This window comes from Fulvivirga ligni (assembly GCF_021389935.1).
Classification (GTDB): Bacteria; Bacteroidota; Bacteroidia; order Cytophagales; family Cyclobacteriaceae; genus Fulvivirga; species Fulvivirga ligni.
Genome location: NZ_CP089979.1, coordinates 4,023,995 through 4,047,327, shown reverse-complemented (window position 1 = coordinate 4,047,327; position 23,333 = coordinate 4,023,995). Strand labels below are relative to the sequence as shown.

Genomic DNA, 23,333 nt, shown 5'->3' with positions numbered 1-23,333 from the left:
CCTTAAGAATATGAAAGCACTTATACAAGTAAAGCGATTATGCTTGTTTTCACTGCTCAGCGTGTCTCTATGGGCGTGTTCTCTTAATGATGATACACAGATAGCAGAAGAAGCAGAGAAAAGCATAGACGGGACCTGGCAGATTACCGCTGTTACGCGTAACGGACAGGATATTACGGCAGGTTTTGATTTCACTACATTCAAAATTCATTTCAACCCGGACTATACCTACACCATTGATAACTATGTACCCTTCATAGTAAAAGGAGAAGGCAATTGGGCAGTGGATGATCCCTTATATCCATTCAATATATCATTTGACGAGACAGGTAAAGAAACGGTGCAAACCAAGCTCAACTATCCTGTGGTAGATGGTGAGAGACGACTGAAGCTGGTTTTTAGCCCCGGCTGTAGCTCAAATGTATATGAATATACCATGAAAAGATCCGCTGAATAATGAAAAATCTGAACGTAATGAAGATCAATTTGAAGTTAAAACGAGGATGGTGGCACAGCAAAGTGGCCATTGTGCTCCTTGGCATTTTCATGATGACCTGTGTTTCTTTCGAAGGCGAAGTGGATCACCCGGAGTCAGGCAAAGCAGGCGAAGAAGTTACCTTCACCGTGCATCCATTTTTCGATGTAGCGGATGGAAGAAGTGGCGCCAGAATGGTTATCGGATTTCTAGCTCCTAAAAGCTGGAAAGCAGCCCAAAACACTGTTGTCACTTACACTAGTGACCTGGAAGAAGGCATGGTGGGCACCATGTCGCTGATACCAGATAATACACTTGCCAACTGGAGTGATGAAGGTGGTGGCGAAAAGCAAACCTGGAAAGTAGCGCTGAGAAACAAATATGGTGTTGGTCCTAATGTGATTAACGACATGGAGTGGATTGTTTACTGGTCAGACAAAACCTATGCTGTACAAAATGAAGAAGATATACATATAGATGTAGACCTGAAAGTAAAGCTGGGTGCTCAGAATATGCGGGTAAGGCCCATGTTTGTTATTGCAGAAACAGAAGATGGTACACGCTCCGGAAACTACACCGACATGCTAGTTACAGATTGTTTTGAAGTAACTGATGGTGAGGGAGATGTAATAGATTTTTGTGAGCTTCACATTAACTCTGTACAACCTGTATTTTCCACTAAAGATGATCTTGTAACCTTTACTTATCAGGGCGATATCAAAGACAACGATCTTCAGGGAGCCGATGAGGTTTACCTATGCGCTACGGCCTACACTGATAACGGCAAGGTTTACGAAGTGTGTAATCGGGAGGCAAAATCAGCGATGAAGAATCCATTTCGATTTGGTAATACCTTCGAGCTTACCATGTGGCCGGCTTCCTATTTTGGCATAGCCGAAGATGAAATCATTTCCTCCATCTCTTATTCATTTACAAGCGCTGATGGCGCTATTCAGATTATGGATGATTTAGGAGATGAAGATACTAACCAGCCTTACAGCTATGCTTTACGCTGTAACTAGTCTAAACCACCATGAAAAATATTGAATATATGCTTAATCTTTATTTAAAAAGGAGCATTACCATATTTACACTGTTAGCTGTCGCTCTGCTCTCACATGCAGTTCAGGCTCAGGATACTTCCGTAAAAGGAATAGTTCAGGACAGTTATGGTAATGCCATAGAAAGCGTAAACGTTTCTGTAGAAGGTCAGGAAACCAGCACTGTTACTAACGCAGAAGGGCAATTTGAAATACAAGCGTCATCAAGTAGTGTTCTTGTGTTCACTCATCCTGATTATGCCACCTTTGAGTTTGTTACAGGCCAAAATAATGAACTGGTGATCAGTCTCATAGAAAGGTACCTTCAAAGCCCGGAGATTTTACCTGTTTTGTACGGTGAGAAAGACCGAAAAAGTATGCTGGGAGCTACTTCAACGGTGTATACTGATCAAATAAATACTACCTTATCACCCAATTATGCAGCTGCCTTAGCGGGTAGAATGCCAGGGCTTTATGTACAGCAGTACAGAGGTATTAGAAATACTTATACTTCAGGTAATACCAATAGCGATATAGTAGGACAGGTACCGCAAACTAACAACGCAGTACCTACAGACAACACCATGTTTGCCTTATCACTAAGAGGTCAGGGTCCCGTAACCGTGATTGACGGTATCCAAAGAGATATTTACTCAATAGATCCTGAAAACATAGAATCTATTTCAGTACAAAAAGACGCCTTATCATCCATTTTGTTGGGAATGCGAAGCTCAAGAGGTCTGGTTTTGGTAAACACCAGAAAGCCAGAAGCGGATAGGTTTCAACTGTCTTTTTCGGGTGAAATAGGAGTGCAGACTCCCTTGAACATGCCTAAGCCATTACCTACTTATCAGTATGCTTACTTGCTAAATGAAGCATTGCTAAATGATGGCCAAACAGCGGCTTATACCGATGAGGACTTCCAGGCTTTCAGAGATGGTACTAGTCCATACACTCACCCCAATGTAAACTGGTATAATCAGGTGCTGAAGAAGAATGCCCCTATATCCACTTACAACTTAAATGTTAACGGTGGTGGCAAAGTGGCCAGGTATTCATTAAGTCTAAACTATCTCAATCAGGAAGGGCTATTCAAAACCTCCGATATCAATAGCTACAACACTAATCTGGAGCTTAACAGATATCTTTTTACTTCCAGTGTAGCGGTAGATGTAACGGATGATTTTGAGGTAGGAGTAACACTTTTTGGAAGAGTACAAGAGGGAAATCAACCCGGAGCTGGTACAGGAGCTATATTATCAGGTCTGGTTAACACGCCAGGATCTGCCTATCCGGTGTATAATGAAGATGACTCATATGCTGGTAATGTTTCTTTTCCGGTAAACCTGTATGCCCAAACCATTAACTCCGGCTATATCCAGGATAACAGCAGAGATATCATGGCAAACGTGGAGCTCAATTATGACCTGGGTGATTTTGTAGAAGGCTTATCAGTAAAAGGAGTCACTAACATGTCTACGCAGAACCTTACTGCTATTGTTAGAAATAAGCAAAATACGGTTTATGAGTATACTCCGCCTACAGAAGAAAGCGCTGGGTCTTATTCGCCTTATGGCTCAAACATTCCTCAGTCTAACTCATTCGTAAACGTGGCTAGCACCCGCTTTTGGTATGGTCAGCTTTCTCTGAATTATGAAAAGCAGGTAGGAAAGCATAATCTGGGAGCCATGATCTTTGGTGACAAGAGAATAGTATCTGTGAACTATGATTTGCCAGCTAAGTCTAATAACGTAGCGGCTAAAGTAAATTACGATTACGACGGTAAATACTTTGCTGAAGCGGCCATAGACTTCAGTAGTTTCAATAGATATCCTACTGATGATCAGTGGGGCACTTTCTACGCCTTAGGCTTAGGTTGGGATATATCCAAAGAAGACTTTTTAAGTTCAACAGATTGGTTAAACCAATTGAAAATCAGAGGAGTATATGGTAAAACCGGTAATGGTATTGATAACTCAGGCTATTACATCTGGAGGCAGACATACCGAACCACAGTGCTTGAAGGAACTTACCCTCAGGGTTATTCCAGAGGACCAGGAAATGGTGAAGCTCCAAACGGCTTAGCAAACCCGAATATCAGCTGGGAGAAGGCTAACAAGCTGAATATTGGTGCCGACGTAGCTGTAATGGATAATCACCTTCAGTTTACCGCTGATTATTATTATGACAAGTATTATGATCTACTTCAGATCAGAGGTAAAAGCATAGCTCTTATGGGATTAGCTTACCCGGTAGAGAACATTGGAGAGAACCTGTACAAAGGTTTAGAGCTCTCTCTAACCTACCAGAATAACCTGGGCAACTTCAATTATTTTGTTACCGGAAACTGGTCCAGAATGGAAACGGAAGTGCTTTTCATTGATGAACAGTTTAGAGAATTTGATTACACCAGACAAACAGGCAGGCCAGTAGGCACCATTTTCGGCCTGGAGACTGATGGCTTCTTCAATTCACAAGAGGAAATCGCCAACAGTGCCACTTTTGATGGTATTGAGGTGCAGCCAGGTGATATCAAATACAAAGACATGAATAATGATGGTGTCATTGATATCAACGATATCCAACCGATTGGTAATACTAAGCCTTTGAGCTACTATGGCATCACAGCTGGTTTCAACTACAAAGGTTTCGAAGTGAGTGCTTTGCTTCAGGGTGCTTACAATAGAGATATCTATGTGGCTGATTTAGCCATGCAGGCAGGCTTCCAGACGGCGGGCCAGAGTTATGGTCAGGCCTATGAACCTATCATTGGCAGATGGACACCAGAGACAGCCGAAACGGCGACTTACCCAAGACTCTCTGCAGGTAGAAACGTGAATAACGCTCCAGATTACAACACTTCTTTCTTCGTTCACTCAGGTGACTATTTCAGACTAAAGAATCTAAGTATAGCCTACACACTCCCACAACACTGGTTTAGAAATAAGAGTGTGTCAGAAGTGAAGCTATTCATGAATGGCCAAAACCTATTCACCGAAGCAGCTTATGATCAGGTAGATCCTGAAGTAACAAGTTTCTACAATTATCCTATTCAGAAGGTGATTAGTGGTGGTATCAAAATAAAACTATAAGCGCTATGACAATCATGAAAAAGATACAATTTATATATAAATCTCTGCTCGGAGTAATGATAGCATCCGCTTTGTTCTCTTGTCAGAATGATTTTGAAGATGTGCCCTTGGAACAGTTCACACAGGACTATGTGTTCAGTACGGCTGATTCTACCGGTGAAGTGGCTAAGCAATACCTTAATACAGTTTATTCCAGGCTACAAAATGGTCATAACAGGGTAGGAGGAGACTATCTGGCTTCAGCTACTGATGATGCTATTTCTTCTAGCAATACGCTTACAGACGCCGACAAATTGCTTACCGGAGCTTACAATGCTTCTCTTACTGTGGGTTCTGAAATGCTTTGGGGCTATCACTATGCTGGTATTAGAAGCTCTACAGAGTTTATTACCAATATTGACATCGTACCTGTGCAGCAACAGTACAATGGCATGTCATTAGCCAAAGTATGGAAAAGTGAAGCCAGATTCATCAGAGCATGGCATTACTTCAACCTTGTAAAAAGATATGGTGGCGTACCTTTAATGGGTGATGTAGTCCGTCAGCTGGGCGATGACCTGGAAATACCAAGAAGCAGTTTTGATGAATGCATCAGCTATATTGTAAGTGAGCTTAATGACATCACTGGTACACTGCGTACATACCCAGTAAGCAACCCTAGCAGCGATGCCCATGTGGTGACTAGAGAAGCAGCTATGGCCCTGAAAGCCAGAGTATTGCTCTACGCCGCCAGCCCGCTGTTTAATGGTGGTAATATAGATGGATCTAATCCGCTTACTGGTTACGCCAGCCTTGATAATGAGAAATGGAAAGCAGCAGCTGATGCAGCCAAACAGCTTATGGATGAAGGTACATTCTCCCTGCAAGCCAATTATCTTGATGTATTTCTGGAAGAAGGAAATTCTGAAGTGATCTTCTTCAGACCTGAGGGCCCTAATAATGTTATGGAAACCAACAATGGTCCGGTAGGTTTTTCAGGTCAGGGCTTAGGGCAGGGCAGAACCAGCCCATCACAAAACCTGGTAGATGCATTCCCTATGCTAGATGGTAAGTCTATTGGTGACCCTACATCGGCCTATGTTTACAATCAGAACGATCCTTATGCTAACAGAGATCCACGACTTGAAAATACAGTACTTCATAACGGTTCTCTATGGCTGAACACCATTCTAGAGACCTTCGAAGGAGGTAAAAACAGGCCAGGTGGAGCCCTGCAGCAGACCAGAACCAGCTATTATCTCCGCAAGTTCATGGGGAAGTTTGAAACAGCTTCTGGCTACTCATCTACTACGCATGACTGGGTGGTATTCAGATATGCTGAAGTAATGCTCAACTACGCTGAGGCTCAAAATGAGTACAGCGGCCCATCTACAGACATATATCAGGTGCTTAAAGACTTACGTGCAAGGTCCGGAATAGAAGCAGGATTAGATGACATGTATGGTCTAAAGGCCGGTATGAGCAAAGATGAAATGAGAGAAGCTATTCATAATGAAAGAAGAATAGAAATGGCATTTGAAGAGCAACGCTACTGGGATCTGAGAAGATGGAAAAAAGCAGAAAGCGTACTGAATAATGCAATCAATGGCATGGTCATTATACAATCCGGACCAACCTTTATTTACAACGAAACTGCCGTGCTTACGCCTTCTTTTGAAACCAGGCAGTATCTGTACCCCATACCTAATGATGAGGTGCTTAAAAATGATAATATGATTCAGAATCCAAACTGGTAATACCTAATAATTAAGGAGTTATGAAAAAAATTATACTGCTATTGATCATCGCCTTCACCGCCCAGCTTTCCTACGCTCAGGAAATGGTGGTGAGAGGTAAAGTCACTTCAGATGATGGAGAAAGCCTGCCAGGAGTGAACATCATTAAAAAAGGTACTAACACCGGTATGTCCACAGACGTAGATGGTAATTATATGCTCAAAGCTAATAAAGGAGATGTTTTGATTTTCTCTTTCATAGGCTTTAAGACTAAAGAAATACAAATAGGTGATCAGCAACAATTGAACGTTGTGCTCAGCATGGACCTCACTTCTCTTGAAGAGGTAATTGTGGTAGGTTATGGTGAGGTAAAACGGATCACCAATACAGGATCGGTAAGTGCCATTTCTGCTAAAGACGTGCAAACCGTGCCTACACCAAATATTCAGAACACATTATCTGGTAGAATGCCGGGCTTCTTTTCTCAGCAGCGCTCAGGGCAGCCGGGAAGAGATGCTTCAGATTTCTTTATCAGAGGGGTAAGTTCATTAAATGCTGAAGGTAACAGACCGCTGATCATTGTAGATGATGTACAATACACTTATGATCAGCTACAACAAATCAATGTGAACGAAATCGAAAGCATTTCAATACTAAAAGACGCTTCAACTACTGCCATATATGGAATTAAAGGTGCTAATGGTGTTTTGGTAATCAAAACCAGAAGAGGTAAAGAAGGCAAGCCTAAAATCAATTTCAGAGTGGAAGGTGGTGTACAAACGCCTGTGAGAACGCCGGAGTTTCTGGATTCTTACAATACAGCTCTTTTGGTGAATGAGGCTTATGAGAATGATGGTTTACAGCCCATATTCACTGAAGAAGACCTTGAGTTATTCAAAAATGGAGAAGACCCATACGGACATCCTAATGTGAATTGGTACGATGAAATCTTCAAAAAATATGCTACTCAGCAAAACATGAACCTGGATGTGTCAGGTGGTACTGATAGACTGAAATACTTCATATCAGGCGGTGCTTTTGCTCAGAATGGTTTGGTGAAAGACTTCTCAGATCCATTTAACGAGGTGAATAACAACTACTTCTATCGTAGATTTAACTTCCGTACTAACCTGGATTTTGACGTGACTAAATCATTGAAAATGAGATTGGATGTAACCTCAAGATTCGGAAATATTAACGAGCCATATAATCAGAATGCTATTGGTGAAATCTATAATTTCGCCCAAATACGTCCTTATTCTGCCCCGCTTTATAATCCTAATGGGTCATATGCCTATGCTTTTGATACGGAAGGCAAACTGCCTACACTTAACGCCAGATTGGCCAACGGTGGTTATAGAAGAACACGGAGGACAGATACCAATGTATTGTTTGGTTTATCTCAAGATCTAAGCGATTTAGTGGAAGGTCTTTCTGTTTCAGCAAGGATTGCCTATTCAAGTATTGAAGAGAACAGTAAAAGTCTTTTCAGATCTGGGTTTCCAAGTTATCACTATGACTCTGAAAACAGCACTTACACCATACATCCGAGCAAGCAGTATAAGTTTGATGGCTACACCAGCCTGGGTGATATAGGTGTTTTCACCAAAAATGTAAACATTCAAGGCTTTCTGAATTATGACAAGCAAATTAATGATGATCATACCATCAAAGCTTTATTATTTTACAACAGACAAAGTAATACTGTAGATAAAGACGGTTTCACTTCTGCCAACGTTCCTCAAAACTTTGTGGGCTACACAGGTAAGTTGAGCTATAATTACCGTAATAAGTACCTGATCGATCTTAATGGAGCCTACAATGGATCTGATAGATTTGGTGAGGACAATCGCTATGGCTTTTTTCCAGCTGTAGGTTTAGGCTGGACTATCTCAGAGGAGAATTTCTTCAGTGTGCCATTCGTGCAATTATTAAAGCTGAGAACATCTTATGGTCTGGTAGGGTCTGACGCTACTTCAGGAAACAGATATTTATTTAATCAGGTATATAGTCCTGGTGGTGGGTATTTCTTCGGAACAGCCACTACCGGTTATCCTACCATCTATGAAGGCGACCTGGGTAATCCTAACGTTGTTTGGGAGAAAGCCAGAAAGTTTGATGTAGGACTAGATATGAACCTGTTCAAAAACAAGCTTACGCTGACGGTAGATTACTTCTATGACTTCCGTTATGATCAGCTCGTGCCACGAGGGAGCGTGCCCAATATCATTGGTATCGGTACGTCACCAACTAACATAGCAGAGACGGTAAATAGAGGCTTTGATGGTAAGTTAGGTTATGAAACCAATATCACAAAAGACCTTTTCTTCAATACTAGTCTGGTATTCTCCATAGCCAAAAACAAGGTGATCTATAAAGACGAAGCTCAGCCTGCTTTCCCTTGGTTAGCAGAAACTGGCCATCCTATCAATCAGCCATTTGGCTATACATGGGTAGGCTACTATTCTGAAGAAGACATAGCCAGAAACAATGATGAGAACCCGGATAATGATGTGCCAGTGCCATTGAATGACACTGAAATTCAGGCAGGTGATTTGAAATACAAAGATCTAAGTGGCGATGGAATAATCAACGACCTGGATAAGTCCGCCATTGGCAAACCTAACTTGCCTAACACTACATTAGGACTGTCGACAGGATTTAGTTATAAAGGCTTGAGCATTAATGTTTTATTCCAGGGTTCTTTTAACTATAGTTTCAGTGTTGTAGGTACAGGTATTGAACCTTTCAAGAGCCAATTCCAGCCTATTCACCAGCAAAGATGGACACCAGAAAATGCTGACAATGCAGAGTTTCCAAGACTGACCAGTAATCCAACTACCGTGAATAGCAGCAGCGCATACATGTCAGACTTCTGGTTGGTTGATGCCTGGTATATCAGGTTGAAAACTGTAGATATAGGTTATGTACTTCCTCAGAAATTCCTGCCAGGAAACATCGAAAATGCCAGAGTTTACCTCAGCGGATATAACCTGCTGACTAAGACAAGCTATGACAAGTATCAGCAAGATCCGGAGATATCTACTAACACAGCCGGTGATGCCTATCTGAATCAGAGAGTAGTTAACCTGGGTATTCAAATTGGTTTTTAATAGTTGAAAATACGAAAATGAAAAAGGCAAAATTATTCATACTTGCGTTGCTATACATTCTGGCCAGCTGTAAAGACACAGATGATTCAGTACCCTTACCATTTCATGCAAACATTTACTCATATAAGATAGATGTTGGCCAGGTTGGTAATGAGGTGATTACCAATAGCAGAACGGAAAATTCAGTGAAAATTACGGTAGAATATGGTACTGATCTTTCGTCGGTTGCGCCGGAGATTGAAATTTCTCCTTATGCCACTATAGAGCCGGCGTCAGGCACTGCTATTAATTTTGAGGAAAATAATAATACCCAGGTGTACACATTAACTGCCGCCTCAGGCAGAGAATATATCTGGACTGTTCAAATACAAGAACTACCTGATCCTGAAGCTATTAGATTAGAGCTGATACCCAACGGAGGCTGGGATGCCAATGTCACTGTTTATCATGACCTGACCTATAACGACTTTCTTACCCGCTATTCAGGTTGGAACGGTGGTGACGGCTGTGTAAGCACAGAATTGCCCGATGGCAGTATACTTTGGTCATTTCAGGATAGCTTCTTTGGTACGGTATCTCAAGATAGAATAAGACAAGATAATGTATTTGTTAGAAATGCAGGATTTATCCAAACTGATGGTTTATTATCTGGATACCAGCAGCTTAATCCGGAAAATTTCTTCGGTAAAGCACAAACCTGGATCAAATACCCAGGAGCGAATGAAAACAATGATGATCACTGGTACTGGGGAGGACCTTCTCAAATAGTGGGAGACGAACTGCAAATGGTGTTAGGACATGTTATTCCTGGTGACTTTGCAGGAGTTCATGCTTCTACCGATGTGGCTGTTTTCAATGTATCAGACATGTCTTTCAAAGAGCTTTTATTGAATAAATATGAAGGGAATCTCACCTGGGATTCCAGCATCTTCTACGGTCCTGATGGCTACACATACATGTATGCCACTGAGGGAATTGGCTTTTGCTATTCCAGAATGTACGTGGCCAGAGTAGCAGATCACGATCTGAGAGGAGACTGGGAATATTACACCAAGACAGGCTGGTCAACCACACCACCAGAAAACCATGATGATTATGTAGTGGTGGCTGAAGGTAGAATAACCCAACCTAATGTATTCCAGGATGGTGAAAAATTCTACCTGGTTTCACAAGGCGGCTGCTTTGGTTTAGATATCAATATCATGGAAAGTGACAGCCCTGTTAGTGGCTTTACTAATGAAAGAACTATATACATGATTCCTGAAAAATACACCAGTGATAGTCCTGAACCTCCAGGCTACATTACCTATAATGCTGTAGTGCATCATGCATTATCGCAAGAGGGAGAACTGGTGGTTTCATATAATATCAACCCTATAGGTTTTGAGAATAATTTCAATAGCCCTGGAACGGCGGACAATTACCGACCATACTTTGTGAGGGTCTATAATTGGAAATAGCTTATGAGGTAGGGGTTAAGATTATCAGAGGTAGTGATAATCTTTGGGCTTGAAGGGTAATTCATACCTTTCAGGCCACCTTTTATCTACCTAATTGTTCAATTAAATTTTTTTAACCATGTAATTAAATCGATTTAGTTTTCTTCGCAACTCACCTAAACCCTTATATTATGAAACACAACGTAATCATTTCATTACAAATGAAATTCCGTGTAGCTGTGTCTCAACACCAGCTATACCGGCTCTCTTGTTGGTCTGGTTTTATCTGACTGATAGCTAAGTAGTTAAACACTACTAACTCAATTGTCTATGGTGCATTTAACTATTTCCCTAATCAAGTTTATGCTACCAATTTTAAAACAACTTAATTATGAAAATCAAAAGAATATTAGGCTTAGCACTTTCTGTAGCACTACTACAGGCTTGCCAGCAAGATATTGTTCAGGAGATAACAGACAAAGGAGAGACAGGAACAAAAGAATTCGTGAAAAACAATGCTAATGGCCGAGTTGGCGCAGCTGTTAGTGATTATGGTACTTTTACCATTCAAAATGCAGCCAGTAATCTCTACATGGAGGTGTCAGGAGATTTCACCTACAATGAGAAGTTCAATAATGCCGCCAAAATCAGCCAATATGGAGCCACAGCTGCCGGCAACTTATGGCAAAAATGGCAATCCATTTATGAGAAAACTGATAATGGCATCAGGTATTACTCTTTGATGAACCTGCACAGTGGCAAGTTTTTAGACGTGCCTAGTGGTTCAGGTACCAATGGACTTCAGTTGCAGCAGTGGCAATACAATGGTTCTGATGCTCAGCTATTTGAATTCAGAGAGCAGCCCGGTGGCTATGCCATCATCAACAAAGCAAATGGACTTGCCGTAACCAATCAGAATGGATCTGGTTCCAATGGGTCAGCCATAGTGCAAGAGCCATTTTCTGGAGGTGAAGGCATCACAGTTTATCAGCATTGTGCCTATGGCGGTTATGCCGTTACGCTGGCTCCGGGAAGTTATACCGCCACGCAGCTACAGGCTCTGGGTGTGACTAATAATGATGTTTCCTCCATGAGAATACCAGCCGGATTTCAGGCTACTTTGTATTCAGAAGGGAATTTCACTGGCAGTTCATTGAGCAAATCAGCAGATGATGATTGCCTGGTAGATGACAGTTGGAATGATCTTATTTCTTCCATCGTAGTGAGTGGCGGAGAAGCAGGTAATATTGCTTTTAACAGACCTGTAACTGTATCATCTACTGAAAACACTAATTTGGCCGCAAGTAATGCTGTAGATGGCAATGGAACTACAAGATGGTCAAGCCAATACAGTGATCCTCAATGGATTTATGTTGATCTGGGTGAACCACACATTATAGGAAGAGTCAACATTACCTGGGAAACAGCGCTAGCGAGCAACTATCAGGTGCAAGTATCCAATAATGCCTTAGATTGGACTACCGTTAGAAATGTTCAGGGCAATAGCAGCACCAATAATAACCTAACCAATATCAATGGAACGGGTAGATATGTGAGAATATATGGCACCAATCGGGCTACCATTTGGGGCTATTCTATTTTCGAACTAGAAGTGTATGATGCCGGTAGTGCTGCAGCAGCAGATCCAAGTCAGGTCTTTGTTTTAAATGCCTTGGCACCAGATTCTTATAGAGATGATGAAGTGACTCGTTATTTCCAAAGAAATGACCAGTCTTTAGGCTCAGTAGCCTTTGATCAGGGTAGCAGTATTCCATTAGAGTGGGGCAGCAATGCAGGTAAAGTACTTTGGGTTACGCAAGATGCCTGGGATGGTACCTCGCTGCAGCCTAACAACAAGTTCCCTTGTAATTACTTCTTCAGTTATAATAATTCCATCTTCATTCAGCAAGATAAGAATGACTGGACACCGGATGATCCTAACATGACTATTAACAGCCCGATGGGTAGACCAAAACAGATCTGTAGCAATCAGCCTGGCACTGATTGGAGCTGGCCAAGTAATGGGGTGGAAATTGGGAACAAAGTATACATGCATTGCGGTGAAGGACAAGGACTTGGCGCTACGAACCAATCTATTTATGTGCTTACGGAATCAGCGGGTACTCTGTGGCAAGTAGAACGAACTGAGCCTGCGGGCATGAGTAATCAAACCGCCATTGGTTATGCACATGGAATGGTAAAAGCGAATGATGGCTATGTATATGTATTTGGTGTTCAGACCCTTGGATTCGGTTACAATACCGGTGTTCACGTGGCTAGATTCCCGCAATCAAACCCTATGTCATGGACCTTCTGGAATGGCTCAACCTGGGTGAATAATCCGGTTACTGGTGCCGCTGCACGAATTACTGAAGGCAAAGGTACGGTTTCTATCTGCCAGGTAAATGGTAAATACGTGATGATCTCAATGGATCAAGGCTTCAATTGTGATAATACTAGAAATATTTACGCTGCTACTTCAGATAGCCCTACCGGACCATTTACACCACTTACCGAGGTGTACAAGATTAATGACTATATGCAGGGCCAATACACTCGCTATTATACGCCAAATGTGCATCCACAATATGACAATGGACGCAATGAGCTGCTCATGACTTATTCTGTGAACCAGTCCGCTTGCGGTGAAAGTGATTGTATCGATGGCTATATCGATCCAAATTATTATAGAATCAGAGGAGTGAGAATACCATATTCTAAAATGGGCTTATAAATGGGTAATGCGAGGCTACCAAAAAAGGGACCTAATCATCATATGGGGATGGTTAGGTCAGTGCTTTTGAGGTAGCCTCAATTTCATTTTATCAAAATATTAATCTCTTATGAAATACACTTCAACACTGAAATTTGGAGGTGTGCTGGCATTGCTATGTCTTTTTTTTAACGCTAGTGCCCAGCTTAACCAGATTTCGCTCAACAGTGCAAGCGGTCCTGCCAACTGGAAGGTTCGCTCTGCAGAAGATGTGAATAACGATCCTGCCATTCATCAGGTAGGTTACAATACCTCAGCCTGGGTAAATGCTTCAGTGCCGGGAACTGTGTTTGGCTCCTATGTAGAACAAGGCCTGGAGGCTGATCCCAATTTTGGAGATAACATATACAAAGTAGACAAAGCCATTTATAACCGTGATTATTGGTATCGAACAGAATTTAATTATAACGCTGGCTTTAATCAGGGAAATGTTTGGCTCAACTTTGAAGGGATCAACCGCGATGCTGATATCTATCTGAATGGCAATCTCTTAGGCTCACTTCATGGCTTTATGGAAAGGGGTAAGTATAATGTTAGCAGCTTACTAAATACTGGTAATAACACTTTGGCCATCAAGGTCTATCTACCTGTGGTACCAATGAACTGCTCTGCCATGCCAAGCTATGTTTCGAGCGACAGCTGGGATTGGATGCCATCGGTTCCCGGTCTCAATATGGGCATCACCGATGATGTTTATCTGACCACCACTAACGGCATCACCATCAATGATCCCTGGATAAGAACTAAAGTGCCCAGCCTGAACACAGGAAATCTGGACGTTAGAACGGAGTTGGAAAACCACACCAACCAGAGCATAACAGGTACCTTAACAGGAACTATTCAGCCGGGTAATCACCAGTTTTCGCAGAATGTTACCATTGCCGCGGGACAAAGCACCACAGTGCAAAATCTGCTCACCATAAGCAATCCACAATTATGGTGGCCCAATGGCTATGGTGATCCCAACCTTTACACCTGCCATTTTGAATTCAATGCCGGTGGCGTTCGCGATCAGAAGGACGTGACTTTCGGAATAAAAGAATACAGCTATGATACTGAGGGAGACATACTTCACTTGAAGGTAAACGGAGTCCGAATATTTGTGAAAGGAGGAAACTGGGGCATGTCAGAATATATGCTGCGGTGCCGTGGTGATGAGTATGACACCAAGCTTCGCCTGCATAAAGAGATGAATTTCAATATGATACGAAACTGGGTGGGTTCTACTACCGATGAAGAATTCTATGCAGCCTGCGATAAATACGGCATCATGGTTTGGGATGATTTCTGGCTGATTACCACGTATATCTACTGGCCTAGAAGCGTTCCAATCTTCAATAATAATGTCATTGAAAAGGTAAAGCGCTATCGCAATCATCCTTCCATTGCGGTGTGGTGTGGTGCCAATGAGTTCGACCCATCGCAGGAATATATTGACCTCTACACTGCCGCTGTTTCCACCTATGATGGCAATGACAGACGATTTCAGGCCAATTCGATAGGAGAGGCCCTGAGCTCCAGCGGCCCATGGCTCAACCTGAATCCGGCCAGCTATTATGACAGCCCGCCAAGAATTTACGGACCTGAAAGTTGGGGACTTAAGACAGAATTGGGAACTGCGGTTTTCCCGAATTATGACAGCTTCAAGGAGTTTATGCCAGAGTCTAATCAATGGCCTCGTAACAGCATGTGGGATCAGCATTTCTTCGGAGATACTTATTCACGAGCCGCAGGTGCTGATGGCTATTTTAACAGTGTGCAGCAGCGATATGGCGCCAGTGACAACATACAGGATTTCTGTAAAAAGTCTCAAATTCTAAATATGAGAACCAACAAAGCCATGTTTGAAGGCTGGCTCCATAACATGTGGGATGATGCCTCCGGCCTGTTAATCTGGATGAGCCAATCAGCCTATCCATCCATGGTTTGGCAAACTTATGACTACTATCATGACCAAACGGGAGCTTATTGGGGAGCTAAATCCGCCTGTGAGCCACTACATATTCTCATGGTGCCATCATCAGGAGATGTGGAAGTGTCGAACACCACCGCTCAAAATTATAGTGGTCTTTCAGCCCGACTTGAAGTCATTAATCTGGATGGACAAAAGGTACAAAATACGGTGGTGAATGTAGGTTCCGTCAATTCAAACACCTTATCTAAAATATCTACATTACAATTTAATAATCAGCAACTTACGGAGGTCTACTTCGTGCGATTAACTTTAAGCAATGGCTCAGGAAATGTAGTTTCTCAGAACTTCTACATCAGAGGCAAAACAGAAAATGCTTTGAGCGCCATCAATACCTTGCAACCAGCAGTTCTCAACGTCACTAAAACGATAAGCAACAGTAATGGAGAGATGCTGATGAATGTAACAGTGGCTAATCAAGGCCAATCCATTGCTTTTGCCAATAGAGTGCAGGCCATCAAAGGTTCATCTAAAGAGCGCATTCTGCCATCTATCATTAGCGATGGCTATTTCACTTTGCTTCCTGGTGAATCTAAGAACTTAACCATTCGCTTTAATTCTGATTTGCTAGAAGGACAATCGCCTGATGTTAAAATCACGCCTTACAACAGCACTTCCTCAGGCAATGATAATCTGGCTTTGTATAAGCCGGTGGTCACTTCATCAACCCTGGGAGATAATGCCGGAAGTAAGGCCGTAGACGGTGGTTATGGTACGCGCTGGGAAAGCGAGTACAGCGATCCGCAATGGATGTATGTCGATCTCCAGGATAATTATGACATCAATAGAATCAAGATCACCTGGGAGGGAGCCTATGCTAGCAGCTATCAGGTTCAGGTATCAGATAATGCTACCAACTGGACTACCATTCAGAGTGTGACGGGTAATGCTAATCTGGTAAATGAATTCTCTAACCTTACCACTTCTGCACGCTATGTCAGGATTTACGGTACAGCGCGAGCAACCATTTTTGGCTATTCGATATATGAACTGGAAGTATATGGCAGCAAAGGTCTGCAGGGGGAAGACATTACCGATCTAGGAGGTACAATTTCAGCTCAGTATACAGATTCACCTGCCGGTGAGGACATCAATAAGCTGATAGACAATAGCTCATCCACCAAATACCTGACCTTTCATAACAGCGGCTGGGTGCAGTTTCAGGCCAATGAAAGATATACGCTCAGCGGTTATACCATTACATCAGCCAATGACAACCCACCGAGAGATCCTGCCTCCTGGAGCCTACAGGGTTCTAACGATGGTAATACCTGGACGCAATTGGATGCCCGCAGTAGTGAAAGTTTCAATGCACGTTTTCAGACCAAAACGTATAATGTTTCAACTTCCGGAGGCTATGCCTATTATCGATTGAATATTACCAATAATGGCGCAGCATCGCTGCAATTAGCGGAGTTGGAGCTTTTCGGAACACCGTATGTGGGCGGAATTACCAATTTAGCACTGAACAAGCCGACATCCAGCTCCAGCACTTTCAATAATAATCAGGGTAGCAATTCCGTGGATGGCAGCCTGAATTCTCGTTGGGAAAGTGAATACAGTGATCCCCAATGGCTCTATGTTGATTTACAAAACCAATATTTAATTGACAGGATCAAGCTCACCTGGGAAGGAGCCTACGCCAGTGCCTTCAGAGTGGAAGTATCCAATGATGCAAACAACTGGTCCATTGTGCGTTCTGAATCATCAAATTCAAGCTTGGAGAATGAGTACACCGGTATTAATTCCACTGCCAGATATGTTAGAGTTTATGGCACTGGTCGCGCTACCATTTGGGGTTATTCCTTATTTGAATTAGAAGTATATGGTTCATCCGCGGCCATGGTTCTGGGAAGATCAGAAATTGCTGAAGAAGCTAATAATCAATCAGTTATTCCTTATCCAAATCCATTTGGAGAACATTTAACATTACCTGTAAATGTTGAGCAGTCGGCCAGTGTGCAGATCAAAATTACCAGCTATGCAGGTCAGGAGGTGGCTTCTAAAGACTATCAAATTTCACAAGGATCGAATGAACTCATACTTGATGATCTGGTGAAGCCCTTAACCAACGGTGTCTATTTCATTGAGGTGAAAACACCAGAAGGAAAAGTCACGCATCGTCTAATCAAAAACCAATCAGACAAATGAGCATATTAAACCTTAAACTAAACAGATCCGGTCTCATAGTTATACTGTTCATGACCGCAGCTTTTGGCTTACATGCTCAGGATTGGCAAATGAAGCAAGCCAATCTAATGACAGAGTTTGCCAATGATGTAAACCCGCAAAATGTGCTACCAGAATACCCCAGACCACAACTGGTAAGAGAAAAGTGGCTCAACCTCAATGGATTATGGCAGTTTCAGGCTGCCAACTCCAGAACAGAACCCTTGCCAGCTGGAAACTTGTCACGACAAATTTTAGTGCCATTTCCGGTAGAATCAGCCATTTCAGGGGTAATGGAAAGGCATAATGCCATCTGGTACAATCGTGCATTTACGGTTCCTTCAGACTGGTCAGGTCAGCGGATAATACTCCATTTTGGAGCAGTGGATTGGGAATCAGAGGTATTTGTAAACGGCACCAGCGTGACTTTGCACAGGGGTGGCTATGATCCATTTAGTATTGATATTACCAATTATCTGAATGGAACAGGACCTCAAGAGCTCGCGGTTCGGGTGTATGATCCCACCAATGATGGTGGCTACGCCCGTGGCAAACAGTCGAAAACGTCATATGGCATTATGTATACCAGTGCAACAGGTATTTGGCAGACCGTTTGGCTCGAGCCGCTCCCTTCTCAAAGCATTTCGAGCCTGAAACTGATCCCTGATATTGACGCGGGCAGACTCAATGTCACCGTCAATGTTAACAATGCCAACAATGTAACGGTGCAGGCGGTGGCCTATGACAATGGCGTGGAAGTGGCGTCTATCACCGGCAGTCCGAATAGCCACTTACAGCTGCCAGTGTCCAATCCCAAACTGTGGTCACCAGCTTCACCCAAGCTCTATGATTTGAAAGTTTACCTTAAACAAGGAAATGTTGTCATAGATGAGGTGGATAGCTATTTTGGAATGAGAAAGATAGCTCTGGAAGAAGTAGATGGCGTGAAAAAGCTTATGCTGAACAATGAATTCGTCTTCCAGTTCGGTCCATTGGATCAAGGCTTTTGGCCTGATGGCGTGTATACGGCTCCCACCGATGAGGCTCTCAGATCTGACCTTGAGCAAATGAAAGCGATGGGATTCAATATGGTGAGAAAGCACATTAAAGTAGAACCTATGCGATGGTACTATTGGGCTGATAAACTGGGACTTATGGTGTGGCAGGATATGCCATCAGTAAACTCTTACATCTGGCCTTTTTATCCAGAGCAGCCTATTGATAGGCCGCAATTTAAGGCTGAATTAGAAAGAATGGTTACAGGGCTCATAAGTGTTCCTTCCATCATTACCTGGGTGGTATTCAACGAAGAGCAAGGCCAGCATGACGCTGTGGAGCTCACACATTTTGTAGAGCAGCTGGATCCATCTCGTGTTGTTAATCCTGCCAGCGGTTCTGGATGGGTAGATGCCGGAGATATGGTAGATGTGCATCCTTATCCTGCTCCAGTGATCAATGGCCTTGAAAATAGGGATGACGTAGCCAAGGTAATCGGTGAGTACGGTGGCATAGGCCTCCGTGTGGATGGCCACTATTGGTCTGATGATGCTGATTCTTATGTGGTGGTTAATAGCCCTCAGGAATTGATAGATATGTATGCTGGCTTTGCTAATACTTTAAAAAGCCATATCATAAATTATGGCCTCAGTGCGGCGGTTTACACAGAGATTACGGATGTTGAAAATGAGATCAATGGCATGTTAACCTATGACCGCATCATGAAGGTACCTGCTGAAAGTATCCGTCAAATCAATGAAGAAGTCATTAAGATCAAAGGTGTAGAAGCCCTGCTGCCGAATTCAGGGAAGGTGCCTCAAACCTGGAAGTACACCACCAGTCAACCGGGAACTGGCTGGATGAATGAGGGTTTTAACGATCAGTCATGGACTTCTAGTCTCGGGGGATTTGGCGGTGGTGGCGTGCCCAATGCCAATGTACAAACCAGCTGGACCAGCTCAGACATCTGGCTGCGAAAGCAATTCCATGTTGGTAATCTATCTGATGATCAGTTGAATAGCCTGAAGTTTAGCCTTTTTCATGATGAAGCCTGTGAAATCTACATCAATGGAGTACAAGCCGCTTCTGTCATGGGATTCACCACCAGCTATGAAGAAGTAGCTATTAGCCAAAATGCCCTGAATGCTCTGAGAGAAAATGATATGAATACCATTGCCATACATTGCCATCAAACTTATGGTGGTCAGTTTATTGATGCAGGCATTGTTTATATCGCATATCAGGACGACCAGTATAGCAACAACCTGGCACTGAACCAACCGACAACGGTGTCTTCAACTATCAATGGCTATTTCCCAGCCTTCTTTGCAGTGGATGGCAATAAAGGTTCAAGATGGGGCAGCGTCTACAGCAACCCACAATGGATTTATGTTGATCTCGGTCAGGAATATGATATTAGCCGGGTGAAAGTTTTCTGGGAATTTGCACGCGCCACCGACTATCAGATTCAGGTGTCTAATGACGCCAGCAACTGGACCACCATTAAAACCATATCCGGAAATACCGAAGAAGAAAATGACCACATTGGTCTTTCTGGGCACGGCAGATATGTACGAATATATGGCACTAAAGCGGCCACCATGTGGGGCTATTCTATCTATGAACTAGAGGTGTACGGGCCAGCTACCAGCAATATTCAGGCGAGGTTAGGAGAAGAAACAAGCGAGAGTATTGATGACCATTCACCTTATCCCAATCCATTCAAAGAAGAGATTATCTTGCCATTGCAAATAAAATCAGCTGCTAAAGTGAAGATAACGGTCGCTAATGTTGCAGGGCAGGAGATAGACACCTTTTCATATCACCTGAAAGAAGGGAGTCATAAGATAGATCTGACAGAGAAATTAAGGCCATTGGACAAGGGTATTTTCTTTCTAAAAGTACAGATGGGAAAGGAAAGTCATCAGTTTAAAATCATTAAAAATTGATGAGAAGAAGATTCACAGAAAAGGCGCGAGGTAGTAGCTACCTCGTGCTTCTTATCATGCTCACAAGTGGCATATGCAAAGCGCAACAATATGCCGGAAATCCAGTGATAGAAGGCTGGTATGCCGACCCTGATGCTGCAGTATTAAATGAAGAATATTGGATATTTCCAACTTCATCCATTGACTGTGTGGATCAGACTTATTTTGATGCTTTCTCATCACCCGATTTGGTCAACTGGACTAAGCACAACAGCATTGTAAATAATGATATTGTCACCTGGGCTGATCGATGTATGTGGGCTCCTGGTATAGCTGAGAAGGATGGCAAGTACTATTTCTTCTTCAGCGCTGAGGGTATTGATTTTGATAATGCTATTGGTGTTTGTGTTGCCGATAATCCTGCAGGCCCTTACGTAGATCTTATTGGGGCTCCGCTACTAGGTGAATATCACAATGGAGCTCAACCTATAGATCAATCTATTTTTCAGGATGTAGATGGACAATTTTATATGCTATATGGGGGAGAAGGTCACTGTAACATAGTGAAACTCAATGATAATTTCACGGGATTTGTACCGTTCGAAGATGGCTCTGTTTTTAGAGAGATCACCCCACACCCTGATTATGTTGAAGGACCAGTAATGTTCCGCAGAAACAATCAGTACTACTTAATGTGGTCTGAAGGTCTTTGGTTTGCTGGTAATTATAGAGTGGCCTATGGCGTCAGTGACAGCCCGTTTGGTCCCTTTGATAGAGTCGCCACCGTGCTCCAGGGCAATGATCAGATAGCTTCAGGGCCTGGCCATCATTCAATTATTCAGGTGCCAGAGGCTGATGAATGGTACATGGTTTATCATAGGAAACCCTTGGGTGATAATGATGGAAATCACCGATATACCTGTATAGATAAGATGTATTTTGATGGAAATGGCTTTATCCAACCTATACAAATGACCAATCAAGGTGTAGAAAAAAGGCCGTTAGGAAGCATCAACATTGCCTCCGGAAAGCCGGTGATTGCTTCATCAACTTTTGGCGGTAACATTGGAAGTAATATAACAGACAATAACATAAGCACACGATGGGAGAGCGAATATACTGATTATCAGTGGGTTTACGTTGATCTAGGTGGCATTTATGATATTAGCCAGGTAGATATTTTGTGGGAAAATGCCTATGGTAGTAACTATATGATTCAGGTATCGGAAGATGCCAGCAGCTGGACTACTGTAAGGTCGATAACCGGAAATACGGAACTCGATGTCAGTTATAACAATCTTAATGCCCGTGGGAGGTTTGTTAGAATATTTGGTGCTACGCGCGGCACCATTTGGGGATACTCAATATACGAGCTCTCAATTTTTGGCAACCGTTATATTGCACCTAATAGGGCCTTTAACCAGCCTGTGGTTGCAAGTTCATTTATTGGTGGTAATGCTGGTGGTCTGGCTGTTGATGGCGACAAAACAGATAGTCGCTGGGAAAGTGAATACAGTGACCCTCAATGGCTATATGTGGATTTGGAACAAAATTATAATATTAGAAATGTAAAAATAACGTGGGAGGGAGCATATGCTTCTAACTACGAACTTCAAGTATCGCAAGATGGCTCTAATTGGTCTACGGTTAAGTCAGTTACCGCCAATAACTCTATTGTAAATGATCATAATGACCTAAATACAAGTGGTAGATATTTCAGAATATTGGGTACTACCAGGGCTACCATCTGGGGTTATTCAATATACGAGGTGGAAGTATACGGTGAACCTTTACGACCAGGAAGTATTGGCATTACAGATTTAGGAGGAGTGCTCACAAGCCAATATTCAGATTCGCCGATAGGCGAGGGGTTGGGTAATTTGATTGATAATAATATTGATACCAAATACCTTACCTTAAACCCTAACTGCTACATAGAATATCAGGCAGATGAGAGTCATATTATCAGAAGTTATGAGCTCGTCTCAGCCAATGATAACCCGCAGCGAGACCCTCTAAGCTGGACCTTGGAAGGAAGTGCTGATGGTGTAACCTGGCATACATTGGACACGCGTAATGATGAAGATTTTAATAATAGGTTTCAAGCCAGAAGTTTCTCCATTAGTAATAATACAGCTTACAGATATTATAAATTTAATTTTAATAATAATAGTGGAAATATATTACAACTTTCAGAATTGGAGTTATTTGAAGACACCATGGCCAGCAACAGCATTCCCAAAATAAGCCCAAGACAGAGTTTAGATAAAAAACCATATCCTATGCCTTTTGAGGATGATGTATTAATACCGTTAGAAATAGAAGAGCCTACTCAAGGAGTTATGACTGTTTATGATTTCTCAGGTAAGATTGTCTTTTCAAAAGAAATGAATCTGTCTTCTCAAAAAGAGATCATCAAATGGCAAGGAAAAAATGAAAATGGTACTAAGGTGAAGCCAGGAATTTACATTATTAAGATAGAGTCAGAGGCTTTTGTTCTGTCCAAAAAGGTGATTAAGGAATAATATGATGGAGGGCCTTCTAAACTGATTTAGCAAATGAAAATTAGTTTTAGAAGGCCCAATTCTCAGAAATCGTTACCAATGAGGAAAACTATTTTT

General features: G+C 42.5%; 10 protein-coding genes. All 10 read left to right on the top strand.

The genetic code is table 11. The annotated features are described in order from the left end of the window. Positions 1 to 10 precede the first annotated feature (10 nt). The 10 genes from LVD16_RS17090 (at position 11) to LVD16_RS17045 (ending at position 23,237) form a co-directional block, all read left to right on the top strand. Positions 11 to 457, top strand: a complete 447-nt coding sequence (locus LVD16_RS17090) for a DUF5004 domain-containing protein (RefSeq protein WP_233769490.1) — start codon at positions 11 to 13, stop codon at positions 455 to 457. Next, a complete protein-coding gene (locus LVD16_RS17085; RefSeq protein ID WP_233769489.1) occupies positions 457 to 1,497 on the top strand; it encodes a DUF4961 domain-containing protein in 1,041 nt (346 codons plus the stop codon). Before LVD16_RS17090 ends, LVD16_RS17085 begins: the two co-directional genes overlap by 1 nt. A gap of 11 nt (positions 1,498 to 1,508) precedes the next feature. Further along, a complete protein-coding gene (locus LVD16_RS17080) occupies positions 1,509 to 4,607 on the top strand; it encodes a SusC/RagA family TonB-linked outer membrane protein (RefSeq protein WP_233769488.1) in 3,099 nt (1,032 codons plus the stop codon). 14 nt (positions 4,608 to 4,621) lie between these two features. Then, entirely contained in the window at positions 4,622 to 6,343 is a 1,722-nt protein-coding gene (locus LVD16_RS17075; protein WP_233769487.1) for a RagB/SusD family nutrient uptake outer membrane protein, read from the top strand. A 20-nt stretch (positions 6,344 to 6,363) separates the two neighbouring features. Next, positions 6,364 to 9,435: a SusC/RagA family TonB-linked outer membrane protein gene (locus tag LVD16_RS17070; RefSeq protein ID WP_233769486.1), complete on the top strand. Its 3,072-nt coding sequence runs from the start codon at positions 6,364 to 6,366 to the stop codon at positions 9,433 to 9,435. A gap of 17 nt (positions 9,436 to 9,452) precedes the next feature. Then, on the top strand, positions 9,453 to 10,895 hold the full coding sequence (locus tag LVD16_RS17065; protein ID WP_233769485.1) for a DUF5005 domain-containing protein: 1,443 nt from the start codon (positions 9,453 to 9,455) through the stop codon (positions 10,893 to 10,895). Between the two features lie 370 nt (positions 10,896 to 11,265). Then, on the top strand, positions 11,266 to 13,608 hold the full coding sequence (locus LVD16_RS17060) for a DUF5005 domain-containing protein (RefSeq protein WP_233769484.1): 2,343 nt from the start codon (positions 11,266 to 11,268) through the stop codon (positions 13,606 to 13,608). A 109-nt stretch (positions 13,609 to 13,717) separates the two neighbouring features. Continuing rightward, positions 13,718 to 17,770, top strand: a complete 4,053-nt coding sequence (locus tag LVD16_RS17055) for a discoidin domain-containing protein (RefSeq protein ID WP_233769483.1) — start codon at positions 13,718 to 13,720, stop codon at positions 17,768 to 17,770. Continuing rightward, complete coding sequence (locus LVD16_RS17050) at positions 17,767 to 20,733, top strand: galactose-binding domain-containing protein (RefSeq protein WP_233769482.1); 2,967 nt, start codon at positions 17,767 to 17,769, stop codon at positions 20,731 to 20,733. Before LVD16_RS17055 ends, LVD16_RS17050 begins: the two co-directional genes overlap by 4 nt. Then, positions 20,733 to 23,237, top strand: coding sequence for a family 43 glycosylhydrolase (locus LVD16_RS17045; RefSeq protein ID WP_233769481.1), 2,505 nt, complete (start codon positions 20,733 to 20,735; stop codon positions 23,235 to 23,237). Before LVD16_RS17050 ends, LVD16_RS17045 begins: the two co-directional genes overlap by 1 nt. The last annotated feature ends 96 nt before the right edge of the window (positions 23,238 to 23,333 follow it).